Consider the following 21888-nt stretch of genomic DNA (forward strand, 5'->3'; position numbering starts at 1 on the left):
ATCCACGTTGGCCGCCTCGCCGGGGTCGTCCGCACCCGTCCCTAGACTGCAGGTATGCCAACCGCACTGATCACGGGGGCGACGGCCGGCATCGGTGCCGCCTTCGCCCGCCGCCTCGCCGCCGACGGATTCTCGCTCGTCCTGGTCGCCCGCGACGAGAAACGTCTCGTCTCCACCGCAGAGGAGCTACGCCTGCGGTACGGGGTGAGCAGTGAGGTGCTCGCCGCCGACCTGGTGACCGAAGAAGGGCTGGAGGCGGTGGAGCGGCGGCTTCACGAGGGGGTCGATCTGCTGGTCAACAATGCCGGCTTCGGCCACCAGGGGCACTTTCTCGACGTGCCCGTGGAGGAGGAGCGCAAGATGCTCAAGCTGCACTGCGAGGCGGTGTTGCGGCTCACACTGGCGGCGTTGCCGGGGATGAGGGAGCGCGACCGGGGTGCGGTGATCAATGTCGCGTCGGTGGCGGCGTTCTTCGTGCGGGGTTCCTACAGCGCGTCCAAGGCGTGGGTGGTCGGTTTCAGCCAGTCCACGGCCGCCGAGCTGACCGGGAGGCGCGTGCGGGTCATGGCGCTGTGCCCGGGGTTCGTGCACACCGAGTTCCACGAGCGTGCCGCGATCGACAAGTCGGGGATCCCCGGGTTCCTCTGGCTGTCGGCGGACAACGTCGTCCGCGACGCCATGCGTGATCTGGCCCGCGGCGTGTGGGTGAGCGTCCCCGACCCGCGCTACAAGGTCATCGCCGGCCTCGGCAGGGTGCTCCCCGTCTCCCTGGTCGACAGGCTCTCGCGCGGCTTCGGCCGCCACCGGTAGCGAGCCCCGGCACGACGGAAGGGCCCGCGCCACGGGAGGGGGTCGTGGCGCGGGCCCTTCCGGCCTGCGGTGATGGTCGTGGACGGGCCTTCCTTCACAGGCGGCCCGTTCGGTGGATCAGACGCGGACGCCGGCCTCGTGGCCGATCGCCAGACCCGAGACCGGGTCGAAGAAGTGCAGGTTGTGGGTGTCGACGATCAGCTCGATGTTCTGGCCGGGACGGACGTGGCTGCGGGAGTTGACGCGGGCGGTCCACAGCGACTTGTCGCCCACCAGCGGCAGCGTCGCGTCCTCGTCGCCGTCGTCGGCGGCGGCGGCCACGGTGTCCTGGTGCTGGACCGGCGGGGCGTCGATGAGGAAGAGCACGTTGATCTCGGAGCCCAGCTCCTCGGTGACCTCGGCGCGGACCGGCAGGCGCACCCATCCGGAGGAGGAGGCGTTGGCGGCGACCGAGTCGTCGAAGTCGGAGGGGCGGATGCCCAGGATGATCTTCTTGCCGACGTACTGCTCAAGGCCGCGCTTCTCGGCGACGGTCTCGTTCGGCACCGGCAGCCTGAAGCCCGCGAACGCGACGGCGAGGCCGCCGTCGCCGCGCACCAGCTCGGCGTTGACGAAGTTCATCGACGGCGAGCCCATGAAGCCGGCGACGAACAGGTTGACCGGCTTGTCGAAGAGGTTCTGCGGGGTGTCGACCTGCTGGAGCAGGCCGTCGCGCAGCACGCAGACGCGGTCACCGAGGGTCATCGCCTCGACCTGGTCGTGGGTGACGTAGACGGTCGTCACGCCCAGGCGCTCGTGCAGGGTGTTGAGGGAGGCCCGCATGGAGACGCGGAGCTTGGCGTCCAGGTTGGACAGCGGCTCGTCCATGAGGAAGGCCTGCGGCTCGCGCACGATGGCGCGGCCCATGGCGACACGCTGACGCTGACCGCCGGAGAGGGCGGCGGGCTTGCGCTTGAGGTACTGGTCGAGGCCGAGCATCTTGGCGGCCTCGCCGACGCGCTTGGAGATCTCCGCCTTGGGCATCTTGCGGAGCTTCAGACCGAAGGCGAGGTTCTCCTCGACGGTCATGTGCGGGTAGAGCGCGTAGTTCTGGAAGACCATGGCGATGTCACGGTCCTTCGGGGGCAGGTGGTTGACCACCCGGTCGCCGATCGCGATCTCGCCGCCGCTGATGTCCTCAAGGCCGGCGATCATCCGCAGGGCGGTGGACTTGCCACATCCGGACGGCCCCACCAGCACCATGAACTCCCCGTCCTTGATCTCAAGATCAAGGCCGTTCACTGCTTTGACGCCGCCCGCGTAGATCTTGTCGACTTTGCTGAGAACGATGGATGCCATGGATGTCCTTGTCGCCTCGGGCCAACCCCGCGTTCACCCGATATTGGATACGTTTTCATGCATCTCACCGGAAACGGATAACCCTGTCAAGGGTTTGCCCGGTTCTGGCCTGTCAGCACGACGGTCGTTCTCGCTCCGCACTGGAACGAACACGGAAAACATGATGGAATCGTTTCCATGAACATGCGTCGTACGACGATCAAGGATGTCGCCGGGGCGGCCGGCGTGGGGGTCGCCACGGTGTCGCGGGTGCTGTCGGGCGGGTCGGCCAGCCCGGAGACCAGGGAGCGGGTGCTGACCGTCGCCGCCCAGCTCGACTACCGGCCCAGCGCGCTCGGGCGCAACCTGCGCCAGCGGCGCTCGGGCGGCATCGGGCTGCTGCTGCCCGACATCACCGACACCTTCTACGGCCGCGTGGCCGACGGCGTGCTCGCCTGCGCGCGCTCGGCGGGCGAGCCGGTGATCGTGGGCACGACCGGGGACGACCCGGAGCGCGAGGCCGAGCTGATCGGCATGCTGCTCGAGCAGGGGGTGGACCGGGTGATCGCGATCCCCTCCGGCGACGGCGACGGCTGGGCGCCGACCCTGCGGGCGGGGGTGATCACGGTGTTCGCGCACCGGCTCTCGGCCGGGCGTGACGACATCCCCGCGGTGGTGGCCGACGACCGCGCGGGAGTCGGGACCGCGGTCGACTACCTGACGGGGCTGGGGCACCGGCGCATCGCCTATCTGGGCGGCCCGGGACAGCAGCAGCGCCTGTCGGCCTTCAGGCAGGCGCTGGGCCCTCTCGTCGACGAGGACCTCATCGTCGTCGCCCGGGGCAGCCGCGACTCCGCGTACGCCGCCGCGGCCGGGCTGTTCCAGCACCGGCCGGACCTGACCGCCGTGCTGGCCGGGGGCAACCTGCTGGGCGAGGCGGCGGTGCTGGCGGCGCGGGAGCTGGACCTGCGCATCCCCAGGGACCTGTCTCTGATCATGTTCGATGACGTGCCCTGGGCGGAGCTGTGCTCACCGCCGCTGACGGTGATCGCCCAGCCCGCCAGGGACATCGGCTACCGCGCCGCCGAGCTGGTGCTGCGCGGCGGCACCAGGAGGCCGCGGGGTGTGCTGCTGCCCACCGAGCTGATCGTGAGGGGCAGCTGCGCGGCTAGAGGGACTTCTCGATCGCCGCGATGACGGCGGGGTCGTCGGGCTGGACCTTGGGCCGGAACCTCGCCAGCACCTCCCCGTCCCGGGCGACGAGAAACTTCTCGAAGTTCCACTCGACGTCACCGGCCTTGCCCTCGGCGTCGGGGGTGGCGGTCAGCACGTCGTAGAGGGGGTGCCTGCCGTCACCGTTGACCTCGGTCTTGGCCAGCAGCGGGAAGTCGACGCCGTAGGTGGTGGAGCAGAACTCCTGGATCTCCTCGGCGGTGCCCGGCTCCTGGCCGTAGAACTGGTTGCACGGCACTCCGACGACGGTGAAGCCCCGCTCGCCGTAGGTCCGCTGCAGGTCGACGAGACCGGCGTACTGAGGGGTGAGGCCGCACCTGGAGGCGACGTTCACCACGAGAACGGTCTTGTCTCCGGCCAGCTCGGCCAGAGTGGTCGGCGTGTCGGCGAGAGTGTCGATGGCGATATCACGGATTCCCATGAGTCGCAGCCTAATCTCCCTGTCACATTTGAGAGTTATGCCGTCCATAAAGTGAAATGTGACTGAGGCCACAGGTGAGACGACGCCCCCCTCACCAAGGCTTTGATCATTCTCTTACCGATCTTTGACAGGACTCCTGACAGGCGATGTCGACTGGCCCGCCGCCGAACGGCGGGGCATCGTGTCGGCCGTTCCCCCGTACTCAACGCACAAGGGAGTCCCATGTCGACGCTACGCCGTACCGGTGTGCTGGTGATCACCTCCGTGCTCGCCCTCGGCACCACCACGGTCGCCCAGGCGTCCTCGGCACGAGCGGGCAACCAGGCCGTCGCCAAGCCGCTGGTGTCCGCGCACGGCTGGAACAAGAGCCAGTTCACCTGCCTTCGCAAGCTCTGGAGCAAGGAGAGCAACTGGAACCACCGCGCACTCAACCGCTCGTCGGGTGCGTACGGCATCCCGCAGGCGCTGCCCGCGGGCAAGATGGCCACCGCGGGGCGCGACTGGCGCACCAACCCCAGGACGCAGATCAAGTGGGGACTCGGCTACATCAAGCAGCGCTACGGCTCACCGTGCCAGGCATGGAACCACTCCGTGGCGCGGGGCTGGTACTGATCAGGAAGCGGTGCTTTGAAACCCCATGACAGGGTGATTTTCACCCCGTCTCCCGGTATGGGTGATTCACCGGTCGTAACCGGCCCTTCCTCGAACCACCCGTAAATCACGAAGATCGGGCAAAAACCTCCCCTTCGCGTGTCCCTATCCACCGTTCGGCGCTCTCTCACGTAATAGAAAGCCGCCTAGAGAGATCGCCGCGGCGTCTCATGCCGGAAACAGGCCGGAGAGACCGCGCGGACGTCCCCGTCCGAGCCACGGACGCCGGATCGTCGGACGAGGCAGGACACTCCGTGTCACTCCCTCGCCTTCCGCACGCGGCCCGAGGACAAGGATCCACGTGAACAGCTACCGCGTTCTGCGCAACACCGTCGCGACCGTTCTGGCAGCATCGACGATGGTCGGCCCATCGGCGACGGGGAAGGCTGAAAGCACCTCCGAGACGTCCAGGAAAGGGACGATGAGGACGGTGCACAGGCTCACCTGGGCCACCCAGGTGAAGCCGAGGGTGAAAGCGGTCGCGAGAACCGCCAAGGGCAGGAACAAGACGATCGCCTATCGTCTGGTGTCCCGTCGAGCGTGGCCGCACAGCCAGTTCCGCTGCCTGGACAGTCTCTGGACCAGGGAGAGCAACTGGAACCACCGCGCGTACAACCGCTCGTCGGGCGCGTACGGCATCCCGCAGGCGCTGCCCGCGGGCAAGATGGCCGGCAGTGGCAAGGACTGGCGCCACAACCCGGCCACGCAGATCCACTGGGGTCTGCGATACATCAAGAGCCGCTACGGGTCACCGTGCGGCGCGTGGGGTCACTTCCGGTCGAGCAACTGGTACTGACCCAGGAGAGTTTCCAGGGGAAGGGACAACTCTCCTGACGTCCGGGGCCTGGGGCCCCAGGCCCCGGACGTCACCCTTTTCGAGTCTTTCGAGCCATGCGGCCGCTTCACCGGCTCACCGCGCGACCTCGCCACCTGCCGAGCGGTACGGCCGAGACGCACGATCGTCACCGGCCGGCCGGGACGCGCGGCCGCTCACCGGTCGGGACGCACCGCCATCGCCTGGATGAGCCTCTCCGGGGCGAAGGCGGGGAGTCGCCCTCCTGACCCGCTCCCCTTACCTTCCGAACCTTCCCAGCACGAAGACGACGGCCCCGGCCACGGCCGCGAGGGTGCCGATCCAGACGATGAGGGCGTCGGCCCGGTTGTCGAGGGGGTGGCCCCCGTGCAGGGCCTCCTGGGTGCGCCGGTAGCGGACGCCCGTGTGGGTCAGCAGCAGGACGGCGCAGAACACCGCGGGGACGAAGGGGACGACGGCGAGGACGGGCGTTCCCTCGCGCAGGGCGACGCCCGCGCCGGCCAGGCTGGTGACGGCCAGCACCGCGGTGGTGCGGACCCAGGCGAGACGGGTCCGTTCGTTCTGCAGCCCTTCGTCCCAGAGCCTGTTCACCGCGGGATCACCTGGACAGCAGGATGAGGACGAGGGCGAGCACGGCGACCGCCGCCACACCGTATCCGAACAGGGGCGCGAGGGCCGGCGGCGGGAGCGGGGCGGAGCTGCGCAGGGCGTTCTGGACGCGGCGCCAGCGAGGGTAGGCCATCGCGGCCGCCAGGGCCGAGAGCGACACCAGGATCACGGCGAGCAGGGTGCGCATCCACGGGACGAAGACGTCGGCGGAGACGGCGGCCATCGCCACGCCGCCCGCGCTCAGCGCGAGCGACGTACTCAACCAGGTCAGGTACGTGCGTTCGTTGGCGAGGGTGAACCGGGGGTCCGGCTCGTTGTCCGGAGAGTTCATGAACTTTCCTGGGTCTTCATAGGAACGACGCTATTTCAGCGACATTCCCCCTAGAGAACCCGGGATTTCCGGAGGTGCGCTCCGACACCTCCGGGTCTCACCCGCCCGGCCGCCGGGACGAAGGCTCCGGCGGCGGGTGATCTCCGCACTCAGGCGGCGAGGACTATCCGCAGGCTTCCGTCAGCTGCTGAACCCAGCGTGCCGAGTCGGTGGCCACCTTCTGGGCGGCGTCGACGGCGCTGTTGGCGTCGGTGACGTTGATGCCCTCCAGGGTGTTGGAGACGCCCTCGGCGGCCTCCTTCAGCGAGGTGTTGGCCGCCTTGTCGGCGAGGTCGCCCAGCTTGGCGCCGCCCTCGTTCAGCGCCTGCTCCATCGCGGCGGGGTCGTTGAGCAGCCCGGAGACCTTGGCGACGGTCTCGGTGACGATGCCCGTCGCCTGCACGCACTCCTGCGCCTTGTCGATGCCCTGGCTCACCTCCTGAAGCTCCGAACAGCCGGTGGTGACGAGGACTGCGGCCAGCACGGAGGCGGCGAGGACGGGAATTCGTCGCGGAAGGGGTCGCATGCCCCGACCCTACCCAACGGGCCGCCGCGACAGGCGCCGCCGTACCGGCTCGTTACCCGCCGGATCCACCCGTGGAGGCGGGATGCGGGACGCGGGAGGGCCCGGGAACCAGGCGCGGGAAGACCGCGGAGCCGGGACGCGGGGAGGCTCCGGATCCGGGACGCCGCGCTGGCCGTACGATCGATCGGTAGTCACACGAGCGAGGGGGAGACCATGCCGACCTGTGAGCACATCCTGAAAGCCCAGGACCCGCCGCCGCGCACGCCTCAGGGGTGCGAGGAATGTCTGGCGATGGGCAGTCGCTGGGTCCACCTGCGCAAGTGCCTGTCCTGCGGGCACATCGGCTGCTGCGACTCCTCGCCCAACAAGCACGCCAGCGCCCACTTCCGGGAGACCTCCGACCCGGTCATGGCCTCGTTCGAGCCGGGCGAGGACTGGCGCTGGTGCTACGTGGACAACATCATCGGCTGACCCGTCGGCCCCACGCCCACAACCGACCGGGCCGGGCCGGCGGATGACGGCCCGGCCCGGACGAACACCGCCTCGCGGCCGTCCGGCGGCCTCCGGTCCCGGCTCACGAGCGAGCCCTCCACTTCGAAGGCTCGGCGACGGTCACGCCGTGCGTCAACGGTCCAGCATTTCCAGGTAGTGCTCGTTGTACATGATCCCCAGCACGTTGCCGAACGGATCGACCACGGACGCGGTGACGAAACCGGGGCCGTGCTCGGTGATCGGCATGTACGGCGTGGCCCCCATCGCCAGCAACCGGTCCAACGCGGCCCGCACGTCGTCGACGTGCCAGTGGACGACCGCGCCTCCCGGGGTGGCGGCCGCCTCCGACGGGGCGTACCGCCGGTCGATGAGACCGAGTTCCGACAGGTGGTCGCCGATCCGGAACTCGTAGTAGGCGGCCGGTTGCCCGTCACCGGGGGCCTCGAAGTACGGTTCGACGTCCAGCAGGTCGGCGTACCACTTCTTGGCGGCCTCCATGTCATCGGCCCAGAGGTTGATGGTGGCCGGTCCTCGCAACATGGGTGTTTCCTTCGTTCGATCAGTGGTACCAACCATTTTCGGCTCTAAAGTGCTCACCAACTGATCACTTTTCTGGAGAACCGGAAGCATGCGCGCCGACCGTCTTGTCGCCGTCCTCCTGCTCATGCAGGCCCGAGGCCGGGTGACCGCGTCCGAGCTGGCCGAGGAGCTGGAGGTGTCCGTGGCCACCGCCCGCCGCGACCTCGAGGCGCTGTCGGCGGCCGGCGTCCCGGTCTACCCTCAACCGGGACGCGGCGGCGGATGGTCCCTCGTCGGCGGCGCCCGCACCGACCTCAGCGGCCTGTCGGCGACCGAGGCCCAGGCCCTGTTCCTGCTCCTCGGCCCGGCGACGTCCGTCGTCCCCGAGGCCAAATCCGCGCTGCGCAAGCTTCTGAGGGCCCTGCCCGGCACATTCCGCGCCGACGCCGAGGCCGCGGCGAGAGCCATCGTGGTCGACCCTGCCGGCTGGGGTGCGCGGGAACGCCGGCGTCCCCAACTGGTCGAAGTCCTGCAGAACGCCACCGTCCGCCACCTCAAGGTCGATCTCACCTACACCAACCGGGCCGGTGAACAGAGGCGACGGCTCGTCGCCCCCTGGGGTTTGATCGACAAGGACGACATCTGGTACCTCATGGCCGGAACCGACGACGGGCAACGAACCTTCCGGGTCGATCGGATCGTCGAAGCGGTCGTGACGGACCTCCCCTCTCAGCGACCCGACGATTTCGAACTGTCACAGGCGTGGCAGCGGGTCGTCGACGAGATGGAGAGGCGACGCTCGCGCGTCTCGGCGACCGTGCTCGCCGACGCCCGCCACCTGCCGGTCCTGCGCGACCAGTTCGGGCGCCACTGCGTCGTCGACGGCCCCGCCGGCGACGGGCGTGTCCGTGTCCGCCTCAGCGCCCCGACGCCACTGATGATCGCTCAGCAGCTCGCCGGTTGGGGCGCCGCCGTCGAGGTCGAGGAACCGGATCCCGTCCGTGCCGAACTCGCCCGGCTCGGCTCGGAACTCACCGAGCGCTACGCCGCCCGGAGGGAGTCCGCCACCGGTCGACGGCCCTGAGGTGGCCGGGCCGCCGACCGCGGAACACGGTGGTGGCGGCCCGATCCGCTCCGGTGCCGACCTGCTCGGGGTCGGCTAGTCACGCTCCAGGGTGGCCTCTTCGAAGTCGATCTCGTGGAGGACCCTGCGGAGCACCTCGTCGTCGATGCGCCGCTCGTCGCGGAGTCCGACGAACACCTCGCGCTCGACCATCAGCATCTCCCTGCGGAGCCGCCGGTAGACGCCGCTCGGCGTCTCCTCCCCCTCGGGTCCCGTACCGCCGCCCAGGCGCTCCCAGGCGGTGAGGGTACGGCGCTCGGCGCGGGTTCTCAGCTGGTCGACGACCTCCCTGTGGAGTTCGTCGACGCCCTCGGCCACCAGTTCGTCCAGCCGGGCCAGCGCGGCCGTGGCGGCCGCCTGCTGCGCGGCCGCCTCGGCCAGGTTGTCGGCGTAGATCTCCCGCTCGTTGGAGACCTTCAACCTGCGGATCAGCGCCGGGAACGTCAGGCCCTGGACCAGGAGTGTGCCGATCACCACCGAGAAGGTGAGGAACAGGAGCAGGTCGCGGCCGGGAAAGGTCGCGGGTATGGCGAAGGCCGCGGCCAGGGAGACCACTCCGCGCATGCCCGCCCAGCTCACGATCGTCACGTTCTGCCAGGTCGGCGCGTGGGTCTCGGCCTGCCGGACCTTCTTGGACAGCATCCGGGGCAGGTAGATGCTGGGCACGACCCAGACCACCCTCGCGACCACCGCGGCGCCGAAGACGGCGAGCGCCATCCCGGCGAGCCTCCACCCGTCGCCCCACTCCAGCTCCCTCATGATCGGCCACATCTGCAGGCCGATCAGCGCGAAGACGATCGTCTCCAGGAAGAAGCCGAAGACCCGCCAGACCGCTTCCGAGAGCAACCGGGTGCCGAAGCCCGCCCTGGGCATGTGGTGGCCGATGTAGAGGCCGACGATCACCACGACGATCACGCCGGAGACGTTCAGGATCTCGGCCGCGAGGTAGACGGCGAACGGGATGAGCAGCATGACGGTGTTCTCGACGAGCGCGTCACGCAGCCGGACCAGCACCCGGGTCAGGATCCAGGCGAGCGCGAGGCCCATCGCCACGCCGCCCGCCGCGGAACGCGCGAAGTCCAGGGCGGCGTCCTGCCAGGTGATGCCGTGCCCGACCGCCGCCGCGATCGCCACCCGGTAGGCGGTGAGCGCGGTGGCGTCGTTGAACAGGCTCTCCCCCACCAGGATGGTGACCACCTTGCGGGGCAGCCCGAGCCTGCGGGCCACGGCGACGGCGGCGACCGCGTCGGGCGGGGCCACGATCGCGCCCAGCGCGAACGCGGCGGCCACCGGCAGCTGGGGCAGGAGCAGATGGGTGACCCACCCGACGACCAGCGTGGTGAACAGCACCAGGCCGACCGAGAGCAGCGCGATCGGCCTGCGCAGGTCCTTCAGCCTCAGGTAGGAGCTGTCGATCGCCGCCGAGTAGAGCAGCGGGGGCAGGAAGACCAGCAGGACCAGCTGGGGGTCGAGGTCGTACTCGGGTACGAACGGCGACAGCACCACACCGGCGAGCACGAGCAGCAGCGGCGCCGGCCATCCCCTGCGCCTGGCCACCGCGGCCACCGCGATCCCGACGGCCGACACCGCCAGCATCTGCAGTACCGTCGACTCTTCCACGCCACCCCGTCAGGTAGGGATCGGTCGGTCACCCGGCGGTCACCGGGCAGCCACCGCACGGCCGCTGAGCGGCCACCGAAGCAGCCTACGTGCCCCGGCACGCCTCGCGAACCGCCCTCCCCGGCGGGCCGAGACCACCATATGACGCGAGTCGCGCCCCCGGCGGACGCCACACGCCGTCCGTCCGGACGAAGAGCTCCGCGACAGGGCGTGGCGGAGTGGACGGACGGAACGGCTCAGACCTCACGACGGGACGCGGCCCCCTGCTCGCATGGCCCCGCCGTGTCCCGGGGAGAGGTCACCAGTCGCGCTGCTCGTCCCGGTCGCTGCGGCGCCGGCCCTCGCGGCGCCTGTCGTCGTACTGGCGCTCGTCTCGGCGATGATCGTCGTACCGCTCGTCGTAGCGCTGCTCGGGGCGGAGCCTCTCACCGGTGGAGTGCGGTGGCTGATCCTGGACGTAGGGGCGGGGCAGTCTCTGGTCGGGCGCGGCCTGACCTCGCAGGCCCAGCGGATCGGACGGGTCGACGTCCTGCTGGGCGTACGAGGGCGGCGCGCCGTACAGGTCGCGCAGGTCGGCGGGATGACCGGCCTGGTGCTGCTGGGCGCCGTAGGCGTAGGGATCGGGCTGCGCGGGGGCCGGGTAGCCGCCGTAGGAGTCGCCCTGGGAGACGTCGTAGGCGGCCTGCTGCTGGGCGGCGAATCCGAAGGGGTCGGTCGAGTTCTGCTGTCCCTGCCCGTAGGGGTCGGGCTCCGGCCGCTGGGCGGACTCGGCGAACTGTCCGGCGAACTGGTCGAGGCGCGGCGTGAACGAGGTGGCCGGCTTCCTGCGGCCCGCCGGGGCCGTGAACGGGTCGGCGGGCTGGGCGGACTGGGACGGGGACTGGGGCGGCACGCCGTACGGATCGGGCCGCTGAGCGCCGTAGGGGTCGGGCTGGGCGGCGCCGTAGGCGGCCTGCCGGCCGGGCGGAGCGGCATAGGGGTCCGGCGCGGGCGGGGCGCCGTACGGGTCGGGCTGGGCGGGCGGGGCGCCGTAGGGGTCCGGCTGCTGGGCACCGTACGGGGCGGGCGGCGCGGGCGGGTAGCGGTCGCCGGACAACTGGTAGGCGGCCTCGCCGGTGGCGGGCCCCGAGCCGAGCGGCTCGACCGGCTGCGGCTGCCCGTAGGGCAGGGAGTCGTTCACGATCATGTTCTCGCGCGGCACGACGTCCGGGGAGCCGTACCCCTGGGGCATCCGCTCCTGGGGGCGGTCGAGGGGGGGCGGCGGCACCGCGCCTCGCGCGACGAGCACGTCGTTCGGACCGAGGGTGGCGGCCTGGCGGGGTTCGTCCAGCGGCGAGGGGACGTGACCCGCCGGGTCGGAGTACTGCTGCGCCTGGGCGTAGTCCTCCGGGCGGGGCCGGGCGTACTGACCGGTGCCGGGATACTCGCCGTAGGGCTGCGGCTGGTCCTGGGAGGGCTGCTCGGCGTGAACGGGCTCGCCCACCTCGTCGGGGTACTGCCCACCGGCCTCGACGAAACCCTCGTCAAGTGTGTCGACCAGGCGTCCCACATCGCTCATGGGCATGCGGAAACTCGCGGTGCACATCTCGCCGCGCCACAGGCTCAGCACCAGCGTGCCTTCGTGCCAGGTGACCCGGAGCACCCGCTCCTGGCCACGCTCGTCAAAGAACACCTCGCCGAACGACGGCAACGGGACCACTTCCGACATGGAAGACATAGTTCTCTAACCAGCCTTTATTCGTCCACTCGACCTCGGGAAACCCTACCGAACCGGTCTTTACGTCCCTATCTTCCGCCTCAGCGGCACCAAAACGGTAGCCCTTCCCTTGACCTTACGAGGATTGATGAGCCGGGTGATCCAGCCAGTTTGCCATGTGACGTGAACCTCGGGTTCCGGAATACGGGTATGCGTCCACGCCGCGACTCGCCGGAGCAGCCGCGACTGTCGGGGCGAACGGGTACGGTTGGCTGTCGTGCCGACCGACTCCATCGCCCCATCCGAAGACGTCTCCTCAAAGGTGGATATTCCCCCGGTTGAGGATTTGCTGAGCACCGCCGTCGAGGCGGTCGGCGGGGTCGAGCGCCCCGGGCAGATCACGATGACGAGGGCGGTGCAGCACGCGATCGAGTCGGGCGACCACCTCGCCGTCCAGGCCGGCACGGGCACCGGCAAGTCACTCGCCTACCTGATCCCCTCGATCAGGCACGCGATGACCTCCAAGGGCGCCGTGGTGGTCTCCACCGCCACCATCGCGCTCCAGCGCCAGCTCGTCGACCGCGACCTGCCCCGCCTCGCCAAGGCCCTCGCCCCGAAGCTGCCGCACGAGCCCGCGTTCGCGATCCTCAAGGGCCGCCGCAACTACCTGTGCCGCTACAAGGCGAGCGCGGGATGGCCGGACGAGGAGCAGGACCAGCTCTTCGACCCCCGGGAGGTCAACGCGACGGGCCGGATGGTCCAGCGCATCCAGGAGTGGGCGAACGAGACGGAGACCGGCGACCGCGACGAGCTCGTCCCCGGTGTCAACGAGCAGGCCTGGCGCCAGTTCTCGGTCAGTGCCAGGGAGTGCCTGGGGGCCACCCGCTGCCCGAGCGGCATGGAGTGCTTCGCCGAGCTGGCCCGCGCCCGCGCCGGTGAGTCCGACGTGGTCGTGACCAACCACGCGCTGCTCGCGATCGACGCGATGGAGGACTTCCCTCTCCTGCCCGAGCACGAGGTGGTCGTGGTCGACGAGGCCCACGAGCTCGTCGACCGCGTCACCTCGGTGGTGAGCGGCGAGCTGTCGGAGACCATGGTCGCGGTCGCCGCGCGGCGGGTCGGCAAGCTCATCGAGCAGCACCTCGCCGACCGGCTCATGGAGGCCGGCGAGGACCTCAAGGCCCTGCTCGCCGCGGCCCCCGCCGGGCGCCTCGACGAGCTCCCCCAGGTGCTCGGGATGACCCTCGCCCTGATCCGCGACGCGGCGTGGGCGTGCATCACCGCCCTCGGCCCACGAGGTGGCGACAAGGACGACCCGGAGGGCGCGGGGCTGCGCAGGGCGGCCTTCACCTCGCTGGACGAGGTCCACGACACCGCGCAGCGCATGCTCGACGCCTTCGGCCACGCCGAGGAGATCGACCGGGCCGAGGTGGTCTGGCTGGAGGCGGGCACCGACCGGCGTCCTCCCCTGCTGCGGGTGGCGCCGCTCACGGTGGCGGGCATGCTGCGCGACAAGCTCTTCGGTGACCGTACGGTCATCCTGACCTCCGCCACGCTCGCCCTGGGCGGCGCCTTCGACGGCCTGGCCCGCCAGTGGGGCCTGGGCGGCGGGAAGGACGCCGCGGAAACCGTGGAAGAGGAGACGCGGGAAGGCGGGGAAGGCGGGGACAGGAAGCGGAAGAAACGCGACAAGGGCGGAGCCGGTTGGACCGGCATCGACGTCGGTTCCCCCTTCGACCACCCGCGCAGCGGCATCCTCTACGTCGCCAAGCACCTGCCCCAGCCGGGGCGCGACGGTCTGCCCGAGGCATACCTTGAGGAGATCACCGAGCTGATCGAGGCGGCGGGAGGCCGCACCCTCGGCCTGTTCTCCTCGATGCGCGCCGCCAAGGCGGCCACCGAGGCCCTGCGCGACCGGCTGAGCGTGCCGCTGCTCTGCCAGGGCGACGACTCCACGATGCTGCTGGTCAAGCAGTTCGCGGAGGACGAGCCGACCTGCCTGTTCGGCACGCTGTCGCTCTGGCAGGGTGTCGACGTCCCCGGCCCCTCGCTGCGCCTGGTCATCATCGACCGCATCCCCTTCCCCCGCCCCGACGACCCGCTCAGCTCCGCCCGCCAGCGCCACGTCGCGGCCAAGGGCGGCAACGGGTTCATGTCCGTCGCCGCCACCCACGCCGCGCTGCTGCTGGCCCAGGGCGCGGGCCGTCTGCTGCGCAGCCAGCACGACAAGGGTGTGGTCGCGGTGCTCGACCCCCGGCTCGCGACGGCACGCTACGCGGGGTTCCTGCGCGACTCGCTGCCGCCCTTCTGGCCCACCAACGATCCGGCGAAGGTCCGCAGCGCCCTCAAGCGCCTCAGCTCCTCCTGAGACCATCGGCCGCCGGATTCGCGGGTCCCTCGTCGCCGAGGGATCCGCGGATCAGAAAACGGCCGGTGCGGCAGGCCGAGGCCCCTTACCGGCCCGGGATCAGGTGGCCGTCTCGGCGATGGCCTGCAACGCCAGCACGTACGACCGCAGGCCGAAGCCCGCGATGGTGCCGGTCGCCACGGCGGCGACCACCGAGTTGTGCCGGAACTCCTCGCGGGCGGCCGGGTTGCTGATGTGCACCTCGACCAGGGGCGCGGTGCGCTGGGCGATGGCGTCGCGCAGCGCGTAGGAGTAGTGGGTGAACGCGGCGGGGTTCAGCACCACGGGGATCCTGCCGTCGGCCGCCTCGTGCAGCCAGCCCAGCATCTCGGCCTCGTCGTCGGTCTGCCGGACGTCGACCGACAGGCCGAGCTCCCTGCCGGTGTCCCGGCAGAGCGCGGCCAGGTCGGCGAAGGTCTCCGCGCCGTAGACATCCGGCTCGCGGGTGCCGAGCCGCCCCAGGTTGGGGCCGTTGAGCACGTAGACGGGTCTCATCGGGTCACTCACCGCTCCTTGATGGCCGCGCGCCTGCCGCGGCGGCCGACGTGACTCAGCAGACTTACCGGGCGACCTCGTGGTAGGCGGCCTCCAGGAGCTCCTCCGGCGGGTCGACCAGCGGAGACACCTTCGCCAGGTCGTCCAGGAGGACGAAGCGCAACTTGGCTCCGCGGCTCTTCTTGTCGAGGCGCATGTGGTCGCGCAGCTCGGGCCAGGCCTCGCGGCGGTAGGCGGTGGGCAGCCCGACCGAGGTGAGGATGGACCTGGTCCGCTCCACGACGTCGGCGCCGATCCTGCCGTCCAGCCGGGACAACTCGGCCGCGTAGACCATGCCGATCGCGACGGCCTCGCCGTGGCGCATCCGGTATTCCTCGACGCGCTCGATCGCGTGCGCCAGTGTGTGGCCGTAGTTGAGGATCTCCCGCAGACCGCTCTCGCGCAGGTCGGCTCCGACGACCTCGGCCTTGATCCGGATCTTCCGCTCGATCAGCTCGCGGGTGTGGCGTCCCTCGGGGCGCCTGGCGCCGTCCGGGTCGTCCTCGATGAGCTCGAGGATCCGGGGGTCGGCGATGAAACCACCCTTGATGATCTCCGCCAGACCGCCCACGTAGTCGTCGCGGGGCACCGAGACCAGCGTCGCCAGGTCGCACAGCACCCCGGCGGGCGTGTGGAAGGACCCGACGAGGTTCTTGCCCTCGGGGGTGTTGATGCCGGTCTTGCCGCCCACCGCCGCGTCGACCATGCCGAGCAGGGTGGTCGGCACCTGCACGACCTTGACACCGCGCAGCCAGGTGGCGGCGGCGAACCCCGCCAGGTCGGTGGTGGCTCCCCCGCCGACGCCGACCACGGCGTCCGAGCGGGTGACGCCCGCGCGGCCGAAGGCGGACCACAGCTCCGCGACCACCTCGACCGTCTTCGCGCGCTCGGCGTCGGGCACCGGCAGCGCGACGACCTCGTACCCGGCCGCCTCGATCGCGCCGCAGACGGGACGGGCGATCTCCGGCAGGCTCCCCGGATGGATCACGGCGACGGTGTTCACCCCCGCCCCCAGCAGGCCGGGCAGCTCGCCGAGCACCCCGGTGCCGACCACCACCTCGTACGGGCTCTCGCCGGGCACACCGATCCTGGAGATCGTCACGGCTTCAGGTCCTCCACGATCTGGTCGACGATCTGGCCGGGTTCGCGCTCGTCGGTCGCCACCACGATCGTGGCGAGCTCCTCGTAGACGGGACGCCGGGCGTCCATCAGCTTCTTCAGCTGACTGCGCGGGTTCAGCACGAGCAGCGGTCGCGCCGAGCCCAGGCCCACCCGCTGGACGGCGTTGGAAAGACCGACCTCCAGGTAGACCACCGGCTGCCCGGCCAGCAGCACGCGGGTGCCCTCGGCGAGGATCGCGCCGCCGCCCAGGGAGAGCACCCCCTCGTGCTCGGCCAGCGCCCGCCGTACGGCGTCGGCCTCCAGCTCGCGGAAGACCTCCTCGCCGTCCTCGACGAAGATGTCGCTCACCGGCTTGCCCGCCACCTGCTCCACGTCGGTGTCGGTGTCGCGGAAGGCGACTCCGAGCCGTTCGGCGAGAAGCTGCCCGACGGTCGACTTGCCCGATCCTGGAGGACCGATCAGCACTGCTCGGGGACTCATGCGATCTCCTTCGACGCCGGCCCGCCCGTCGGGGAACCGAGAGCGGCCTCGCCGGGACGCCCGCTCACTTGATCACCAACGAGGAGAGGTAGCCGGACAGGTTGCGGGCGACCTCCTCGACGGAGTCGCCACCGAACTTCTCGATCGCGGCGTCGGCCAGGATCAGCGCGACCATCGCCTCGGCGACGATCGCGGCCGCCGGGACCGCGCACACGTCGGAGCGCTCGTGGTGGGCCTTGGCGGCCTCGCCGGTCAGCACGTCGACGGTGGCGAGCGCCCGGGGGACGGTGGAGATCGGCTTCATCGCCGCGCTGACGCGCAGCGGCTCGCCGTTGGTCATGCCGCCCTCGACGCCACCGGCCCGGTTGGTCATCCGGCGTACGCCGTCGGCGGTGTTCTCGATCTCGTCGTGGGCCAGGGAGCCGGGGCGGCGGGCCGTCTCGAACCCGTCGCCGACACCGACGCCCTTGATCGCCTGGATGCCCATCAGACCGGCGGCGAGGCGGGCGTCGAGGCGGCGGTCCCAGTGGGTGTAGCTGCCCAGGCCCGGCGGCAGGCCGTAGGCGATCACCTCGACGACGCCGCCGAGGGTGTCGCCGTCCTTGTGCGCCTTGTCGATCTCGGCGACCATGGCCGCGCTGCCCGCAGGGTCGGCGCAGCGCACCGGGTCGGCGTCGATCGCCTCCAGGTCGCCGGGGCCGGGGACGACGCCCGGGGTGGTGGCGGCCCCGCCGATCGAGACGACGTGGCTGACGATGTCGACGCCGAGCGCCTGCTTGAGGAAGCTCCGCGCCACCTGGCCGAGCGCGACACGGGCGGCGGTCTCGCGGGCGCTGGCCCGGTCGAGCACCGGGCGGGCGTCGTCGAAGCCGTACTTCTGCATCCCGGCGAGGTCCGCGTGGCCGGGACGGGGGCGGGAACGCGGCGCGTTGCGCGCCTGGCCCTCCAGCACGGCCGGGTCGACGGGGTCGGCGGCCATCACCGTCTCCCACTTGGGCCACTCGGTGTTGCCCACCCGGATGGCGACGGGACTGCCGAGCGTCCGGCCGTGGCGGACTCCGCCCACGATGGTCACGACGTCCTGCTCGAACTTCATCCGCGCCCCGCGCCCGTAGCCAAGGCGGCGACGGCGCAGCGCCTCGTCCAGCTGTGCCGTGGTCACCTCCACCCCGGCGGGCAGTCCTTCCAGGATCGCGACGAGCTCGGGGCCGTGGGACTCCCCTGCGGTCAACCAGCGCAACATGGTGACAAGTCTTCCACGTGCCGCCCACTGGAATGGCCTTTGTTCACCGGTTGAGACATCCGCCGGTCACCAGGACGGTCCGGTCACAGGGCGGTGAGGACGGCGGCGAGCGCGCCGACGGCCATGAAGGGGCCGAAGGGGATCTCGCTCTTGCGGCCCGCGCGGCGCGCGGCCATCAGGGCGGCTCCGTAGAGCCCTCCGGCCAGCAGACCGAGGAAGGCCCCGGTGACCAGGGTGTTCCAGCCCAGCCAGCCGAGGGCCGTGCCCAGGCTCGCCGCGAACTTGACATCGCCGAACCCCATGCCCGCCGGGTTGACCAGGAACAGCAGCAGGTAGAAGCCCGCCAGAGCGAGGCCGCCCAGCCCGGCGCCGAGCAGGTCCCCGAGGCGGCCGTCGGCGAGGGCCGAGACGACGAGCGGGGCGGCGGTCCCCAGGTAGGCGGCGAGGGTGAGCCTGTCGGGCAGCCGGTGGACGGCGGCGTCGACGAAGGACAGGACGACGGCGACCACCGCGAGCCAGCCGAAGGCGAGCAGTTCCGTCGCCCTCCCTACCGGCGTGACCTCCGCCCCTTCCGGCACTCCCGGCCAGGCGGCCGCTCCCGCCGCCGCGTCCGGCCACAGGGCCCGCAGCGCGAGGGCGGCCAGCACCACCGCGGTGACCCCCTCCACCGCCCCGGCCACGGGCCGGGCGCCCCGCCGCTCCCCCTCGACCCCTGACAACTCGGCCCCTGACAACTCGGCCCCCGAGAAACGGGCCACCAGGCGCCGCGTCCCGCGCCCGATCGCGAGTCCGGCCAGAGCCGCCAGGACCGCCGTCGCGGAGAGGGGCAGAAGGGTCACCGGGGGGCTCATGAAGCCGACCATAATCGGCGCTCCTCTGCCCGCGCCGGGAATCCGGGCACTCCTCCTCTCCCACGCCGGGTGTGCCGAAACGGCCCGCGCCCGGCGACCGCGCCGCGCACCGACCTCCCTCCCCGCCGGAGGGACCCGGTGGTCACCCCGCACGCCGAGCCCCGCCCCCACCGGAGTGGCCGAGAAGACCCGCATTCGGTGGCCACCCCGCACCGGTCTCCAGCTCCGCGGAAAGAGCCCCGAGCGGCGCGCATCCGGTGGTCACCCCGCACGCCGAGCCTCGTCCACACCGAAGGATCGAAGTGACCTCGGAGGTCATTGACGATGACGGCGATGATCACGGAGGCTGTAGGCATCCCTACCTACCCCCGGAGGTCAGGAACGCGTGGACACGGATCGCTTCAGCAAGCTGCCCGCGGTCATCGCGTCACTCGTTCTCCTGCCCGTGCTGCTCGAACTCCTCGCGTGGTACATCGAGGGCGAGGAGTACGACGTGGCCCGCGCGGCCACCGTGATCACGGTGATCGTCGCGCTCGCCCTCATCGCCACCGTGCTCGGCCGGATCAGGGCGCGGCTGCCGGTGCTGATGGTGGTCGCGCTCACGGTCACCGCGGCGGGCGAGGCGGTCCTGGGGTTCGTGGCCGCGTTCGGCCCCGTGCTCTGGCGGGGCGGGGTGCCCGGCGAGCTGCACGGCCTGGTGACCGCGGGGGTGAGCGCGTTCGCCGTGGCCACCGGCGTCTACCTGCTCGTCCAGTATCGCCGGGGCCTTTACCTCCCCTACCTGGAGGCCGGGATGGGCCCGCTGCCCACGGCCACCAAGCGCAGGGTGATCGGCGAGTCGGAGATCCTGATCCGCACCATGCCGGACATCGGCCCCTCGGTGGAGAAGGCACTGGCCAGCTGCGTGGCCATGGTCGACCAGGACGACCTGCACTTCGTGGCCTACTTCGGCGACCAGAGGTGCCGCTTCTACACCGACGTGCTGGAGGACGGCGACCTGGCCCACTTCTTCCACGAGACCGACCAGGAGGAGCGCAGGAAGATCTATCTCAGAGCGGGCAACCAGCTCAACTGGCTGACCCAGCGGCTCAACCAGCAGCTGCACAGGCTGGAGGGCGGCATCCTCATCCGCACGGTCCTCGACGTGGAGCGCGGGGCCATGTTCTTCTACTGGGTCGACGAGACCCGCTATCTCATCGGGGTGACCCTGGACCAGCGCAAGGTCGACATCGCCGACGACAAGATGGCACGGCTCGTGGACACCATCCGCGGGCACTTCACCCTGCCCCCGATCAACCAGCGAGAACGCGCCCCGAAAACCCAGGGGCACCTGCGATCCATCCCAAGGAGCGAACGTTGGCCCGAATCGGGCTCTTGATCGTCGTCGTCGGCTTCGGCTGGCTCGCCGCCGACCTGGGCGGCCTGCGTGATCTGGAACACTCCAGTGCGTACGTGCTGCTCAGCAGCCTGTTGCTCGCGATCGGCCTGTACGGCAGCACGCACGGGATCGACCGCGCCGAGGCCAGAGAGCACTCGCGGCTGATCGTGCTCGCGGTCACCGTCGGGGTGCTGCTCAAGACCGCGTTCATCGCCGGGGTCGTCTACCTCGTCTCCGGCGACCCCCGGGCTCTGATCATGGCGGTGGTGGTCGCCCAGATCGACCCGCTCTCGGTCGCCGGCGTGATGCGGGACAGCCGTCTGTCGAACCGGGCGAAGACGATCCTCGGGGCGTGGTCCTCCTTCGACGACCCCGTGACGATCATCCTCGCCGTCTACGCGGCGGCGCTGGTGAGCGGTTCCGGCGGCAGCGGGCAGTCGGCCTCGTACTTCGCCGACCTGGGGTTGAACGTGCTGTTCGCGGTCGTGGTCTATCTGCTGTGGCGGCTGATCAGGAAGGCCCCGCCGGTGCTGACCTACGTGACGGCAGCCGGAGCGGTCGCCTCGGCCGCCTGGACCTCCCTCATGCTCGGCATCGCGACCGTCGGGCTCTACCTGCGCCTGCCCGACGCGCGCTGGCTGGGCCGAGCGGTGAGCGCGGCGTTCGCGCTGTCGGCCTTCCTGACGGGCCTGCTGCTCGTCGGCGGGACGAACATGGGGATGGGCGTGCTGCTCGGGCTGGCCGCGTACGCCGCGCAGATGGTCGCCGCGCTGGTCCTCACCCACGGCCTGCCGATGATCGACCGGGTGCATCTGGGGCTGGCCCAGCAGAACGGGGTGACGGCGGTGATCCTCGCCCTGGTCTTCGAACGCGACTTCGGGGGGTTTGTCGCCGTGATCGCCCCGGCGATCCTCACGGTCAACCTCGTCCACGCGGCGGCCAACCGAACCGCCGACGCCTGGGAGGCTCGGCGATCTCTTCCATCCGCGCCACTGTGACGTCGGGGGCCTCGGATGCCAGCCGGTCCAGGGTGCCCGACTCGACCGCGGCGAGCGCCCGCAGGAGGCCGCCCTCGATCACGAAGGGCACCGGGCCCGCGACGTCGACCACCGCCGCCGCGCTGCCCTCGTGCACCGCGGCCTGGCAGACCTGAAGGATCGTGGCCTGGATGGGCCTGGCGTCGGGGCGCCACCGCCGCAGCGCCTCCGTCCCGGTGAAGGCGAGCACCGCCTCGCGGCCGTCGGCTCCGACGAGCTTCGGGAGGGCCATCTCGCTCTCCTTCTCCTGCCGCAGCCCGTGCTCGCCGATCTCCGACTCCTTGAGCAGGGCGACCACCGGCACGAGCAGCCGGGCCCCGCTCAGCGCGGCGACGACCTCGCCGGCCTGCGCCTCTCCCTCGGCGAAGGCGGCGAGCGCGGATGTCACGGCGGCGTCGGCGGCACCGTCGTCGCCGGGGACCAGGGGTCGCGGAATGCTCGGCACGAACCGGGAGCCTACCCTCGGCCGGGCCAGGGGGGACGATCGCCCCACCCGGCCCGCCCCGGCCCGACCTCGGCTCGGACGTGACGCGTACACCGGAGCGGCGCACCGGGCCGGGGCATCCCGGCACCGGGGGCGGGGTGTCCCGGCCCGGTGCGCCGGGGGGCGTGTTCGTTGGGGCGGCTAAGCCGTC

23 protein-coding genes are annotated in these 21888 nt (G+C 71.1%); 9 read left to right on the forward strand and 14 right to left on the reverse strand.

Going from position 1 to position 21888, the window contains the following annotated elements; translation table 11 throughout:
* The first annotated feature begins 54 nt into the window (after positions 1 to 54).
* On the forward strand, positions 55 to 810 hold the full coding sequence (locus AB0B96_RS35815) for an SDR family oxidoreductase (protein ID WP_362906051.1): 756 nt from the start codon (positions 55 to 57) through the stop codon (positions 808 to 810).
* Between the two features lie 117 nt (positions 811 to 927).
* Here the strand turns inward: AB0B96_RS35815 and ugpC are convergent, their stop codons facing one another.
* A complete protein-coding gene (gene ugpC, locus AB0B96_RS35820) occupies positions 928 to 2148 on the reverse strand; it encodes a sn-glycerol-3-phosphate ABC transporter ATP-binding protein UgpC (protein ID WP_362906053.1) in 1221 nt (406 codons plus the stop codon).
* A gap of 177 nt (positions 2149 to 2325) precedes the next feature.
* On the opposite strand from ugpC, the gene AB0B96_RS35825 reads away from it, so the two are divergent.
* Entirely contained in the window at positions 2326 to 3324 is a 999-nt protein-coding gene (locus AB0B96_RS35825) for a substrate-binding domain-containing protein (RefSeq protein ID WP_350946818.1), read from the forward strand.
* Here the strand turns inward: AB0B96_RS35825 and AB0B96_RS35830 are convergent.
* Positions 3296 to 3781 (reverse strand): glutathione peroxidase, encoded by a 486-nt coding sequence (locus AB0B96_RS35830; RefSeq protein ID WP_362906056.1) that lies wholly within the window; start codon positions 3779 to 3781, stop codon positions 3296 to 3298. The two genes, AB0B96_RS35825 and AB0B96_RS35830, sit on opposite strands and share 29 nt — an antisense overlap.
* 222 nt (positions 3782 to 4003) lie before the next feature.
* Between AB0B96_RS35830 and AB0B96_RS35835 the strand changes: the two genes are divergently transcribed.
* Together AB0B96_RS35835 and AB0B96_RS35840 are read left to right on the forward strand one after the other, a co-directional pair.
* Positions 4004 to 4393 carry a transglycosylase SLT domain-containing protein gene (locus tag AB0B96_RS35835; RefSeq protein ID WP_362906058.1) on the forward strand — a complete coding sequence of 130 codons (390 nt, stop codon included), beginning with the start codon at positions 4004 to 4006 and terminating at the stop codon, positions 4391 to 4393.
* Positions 4394 to 4853: 460 nt separating this feature from the next.
* Positions 4854 to 5228, forward strand: coding sequence for a transglycosylase SLT domain-containing protein (locus AB0B96_RS35840; RefSeq protein WP_350946815.1), 375 nt, complete (start codon positions 4854 to 4856; stop codon positions 5226 to 5228).
* Between the two features lie 276 nt (positions 5229 to 5504).
* Here AB0B96_RS35840 and AB0B96_RS35845 read toward each other — a convergent pair whose 3' ends face one another.
* The 3 genes from AB0B96_RS35845 to AB0B96_RS35855 all read right to left on the reverse strand — a co-directional run bounded on the left by AB0B96_RS35845 (position 5505) and on the right by AB0B96_RS35855 (position 6751).
* Positions 5505 to 5837: a DUF202 domain-containing protein gene (locus tag AB0B96_RS35845; protein ID WP_350946814.1), complete on the reverse strand. Its 333-nt coding sequence runs from the start codon at positions 5835 to 5837 to the stop codon at positions 5505 to 5507.
* Positions 5838 to 5844: 7 nt separating this feature from the next.
* Positions 5845 to 6186, reverse strand: coding sequence for a DUF202 domain-containing protein (locus AB0B96_RS35850; protein ID WP_350946813.1), 342 nt, complete (start codon positions 6184 to 6186; stop codon positions 5845 to 5847).
* A gap of 163 nt (positions 6187 to 6349) precedes the next feature.
* On the reverse strand, positions 6350 to 6751 hold the full coding sequence (locus AB0B96_RS35855) for a hypothetical protein (RefSeq protein ID WP_362906061.1): 402 nt from the start codon (positions 6749 to 6751) through the stop codon (positions 6350 to 6352).
* Between the two features lie 213 nt (positions 6752 to 6964).
* Between AB0B96_RS35855 and AB0B96_RS35860 the strand changes: the two genes are divergently transcribed.
* The gene (locus tag AB0B96_RS35860) at positions 6965 to 7222 is read left to right on the forward strand and encodes a UBP-type zinc finger domain-containing protein (RefSeq protein WP_362906063.1); all 258 of its coding nucleotides are present in this window, start codon (positions 6965 to 6967) and stop codon (positions 7220 to 7222) included.
* Positions 7223 to 7375: 153 nt separating this feature from the next.
* Here the strand turns inward: AB0B96_RS35860 and AB0B96_RS35865 are convergent, their stop codons facing one another.
* The gene (locus AB0B96_RS35865) at positions 7376 to 7783 is read right to left on the reverse strand and encodes a VOC family protein (protein WP_362906065.1); all 408 of its coding nucleotides are present in this window, start codon (positions 7781 to 7783) and stop codon (positions 7376 to 7378) included.
* 88 nt (positions 7784 to 7871) lie between these two features.
* On the opposite strand from AB0B96_RS35865, the gene AB0B96_RS35870 reads away from it, so the two are divergent.
* A complete protein-coding gene (locus AB0B96_RS35870; RefSeq protein WP_362906067.1) occupies positions 7872 to 8846 on the forward strand; it encodes a YafY family protein in 975 nt (324 codons plus the stop codon).
* Between the two features lie 75 nt (positions 8847 to 8921).
* On the opposite strand, the gene AB0B96_RS35875 is transcribed toward AB0B96_RS35870, so the two are convergent.
* Together AB0B96_RS35875 and AB0B96_RS35880 are read right to left on the reverse strand one after the other, a co-directional pair.
* The gene (locus AB0B96_RS35875; protein ID WP_362906069.1) at positions 8922 to 10505 is read right to left on the reverse strand and encodes a Na+/H+ antiporter; all 1584 of its coding nucleotides are present in this window, start codon (positions 10503 to 10505) and stop codon (positions 8922 to 8924) included.
* A gap of 298 nt (positions 10506 to 10803) precedes the next feature.
* On the reverse strand, positions 10804 to 12213 hold the full coding sequence (locus AB0B96_RS35880; RefSeq protein ID WP_362906071.1) for a hypothetical protein: 1410 nt from the start codon (positions 12211 to 12213) through the stop codon (positions 10804 to 10806).
* A 265-nt stretch (positions 12214 to 12478) separates the two neighbouring features.
* Here AB0B96_RS35880 and AB0B96_RS35885 point away from each other — a divergent pair, with 265 nt between their 5' ends.
* Positions 12479 to 14569 (forward strand): ATP-dependent DNA helicase, encoded by a 2091-nt coding sequence (locus AB0B96_RS35885; protein WP_362906073.1) that lies wholly within the window; start codon positions 12479 to 12481, stop codon positions 14567 to 14569.
* A 99-nt stretch (positions 14570 to 14668) separates the two neighbouring features.
* Here the strand turns inward: AB0B96_RS35885 and aroQ are convergent, their stop codons facing one another.
* From aroQ to AB0B96_RS35910, 5 genes are all read right to left on the reverse strand, one after another.
* On the reverse strand, positions 14669 to 15103 hold the full coding sequence (gene aroQ, locus AB0B96_RS35890) for a type II 3-dehydroquinate dehydratase (protein WP_350946856.1): 435 nt from the start codon (positions 15101 to 15103) through the stop codon (positions 14669 to 14671).
* A gap of 64 nt (positions 15104 to 15167) precedes the next feature.
* Positions 15168 to 16244 (reverse strand): 3-dehydroquinate synthase, encoded by a 1077-nt coding sequence (aroB, locus tag AB0B96_RS35895; RefSeq protein WP_362906075.1) that lies wholly within the window; start codon positions 16242 to 16244, stop codon positions 15168 to 15170.
* Entirely contained in the window at positions 16241 to 16744 is a 504-nt protein-coding gene (locus AB0B96_RS35900; protein WP_362906077.1) for a shikimate kinase, read from the reverse strand. The genes aroB and AB0B96_RS35900 overlap by 4 nt, the downstream gene beginning before the upstream one ends.
* A gap of 64 nt (positions 16745 to 16808) precedes the next feature.
* A complete protein-coding gene (aroC, locus tag AB0B96_RS35905) occupies positions 16809 to 17987 on the reverse strand; it encodes a chorismate synthase (protein ID WP_350946803.1) in 1179 nt (392 codons plus the stop codon).
* A gap of 83 nt (positions 17988 to 18070) precedes the next feature.
* Positions 18071 to 18838 carry an A24 family peptidase gene (locus AB0B96_RS35910; protein WP_362906079.1) on the reverse strand — a complete coding sequence of 256 codons (768 nt, stop codon included), beginning with the start codon at positions 18836 to 18838 and terminating at the stop codon, positions 18071 to 18073.
* Between the two features lie 385 nt (positions 18839 to 19223).
* On the opposite strand from AB0B96_RS35910, the gene AB0B96_RS35915 reads away from it, so the two are divergent.
* On the forward strand, positions 19224 to 20216 hold the full coding sequence (locus AB0B96_RS35915) for a hypothetical protein (RefSeq protein WP_362906081.1): 993 nt from the start codon (positions 19224 to 19226) through the stop codon (positions 20214 to 20216).
* On the forward strand, positions 20195 to 21214 hold the full coding sequence (locus tag AB0B96_RS35920) for a cation:proton antiporter (RefSeq protein WP_362906083.1): 1020 nt from the start codon (positions 20195 to 20197) through the stop codon (positions 21212 to 21214). Before AB0B96_RS35915 ends, AB0B96_RS35920 begins: the two co-directional genes overlap by 22 nt.
* On the opposite strand, the gene AB0B96_RS35925 is transcribed toward AB0B96_RS35920, so the two are convergent.
* Positions 21135 to 21698, reverse strand: a complete 564-nt coding sequence (locus tag AB0B96_RS35925; protein ID WP_350946799.1) for an SseB family protein — start codon at positions 21696 to 21698, stop codon at positions 21135 to 21137. The two genes, AB0B96_RS35920 and AB0B96_RS35925, sit on opposite strands and share 80 nt — an antisense overlap.
* Between the last annotated feature and the right edge of the window lie 190 nt (positions 21699 to 21888).

Origin of the sequence: Streptosporangium sp. NPDC049046 (genome assembly GCF_040649155.1) — a bacterium.
In the GTDB taxonomy this organism is placed as follows: domain Bacteria; phylum Actinomycetota; class Actinomycetes; order Streptosporangiales; family Streptosporangiaceae; genus Streptosporangium.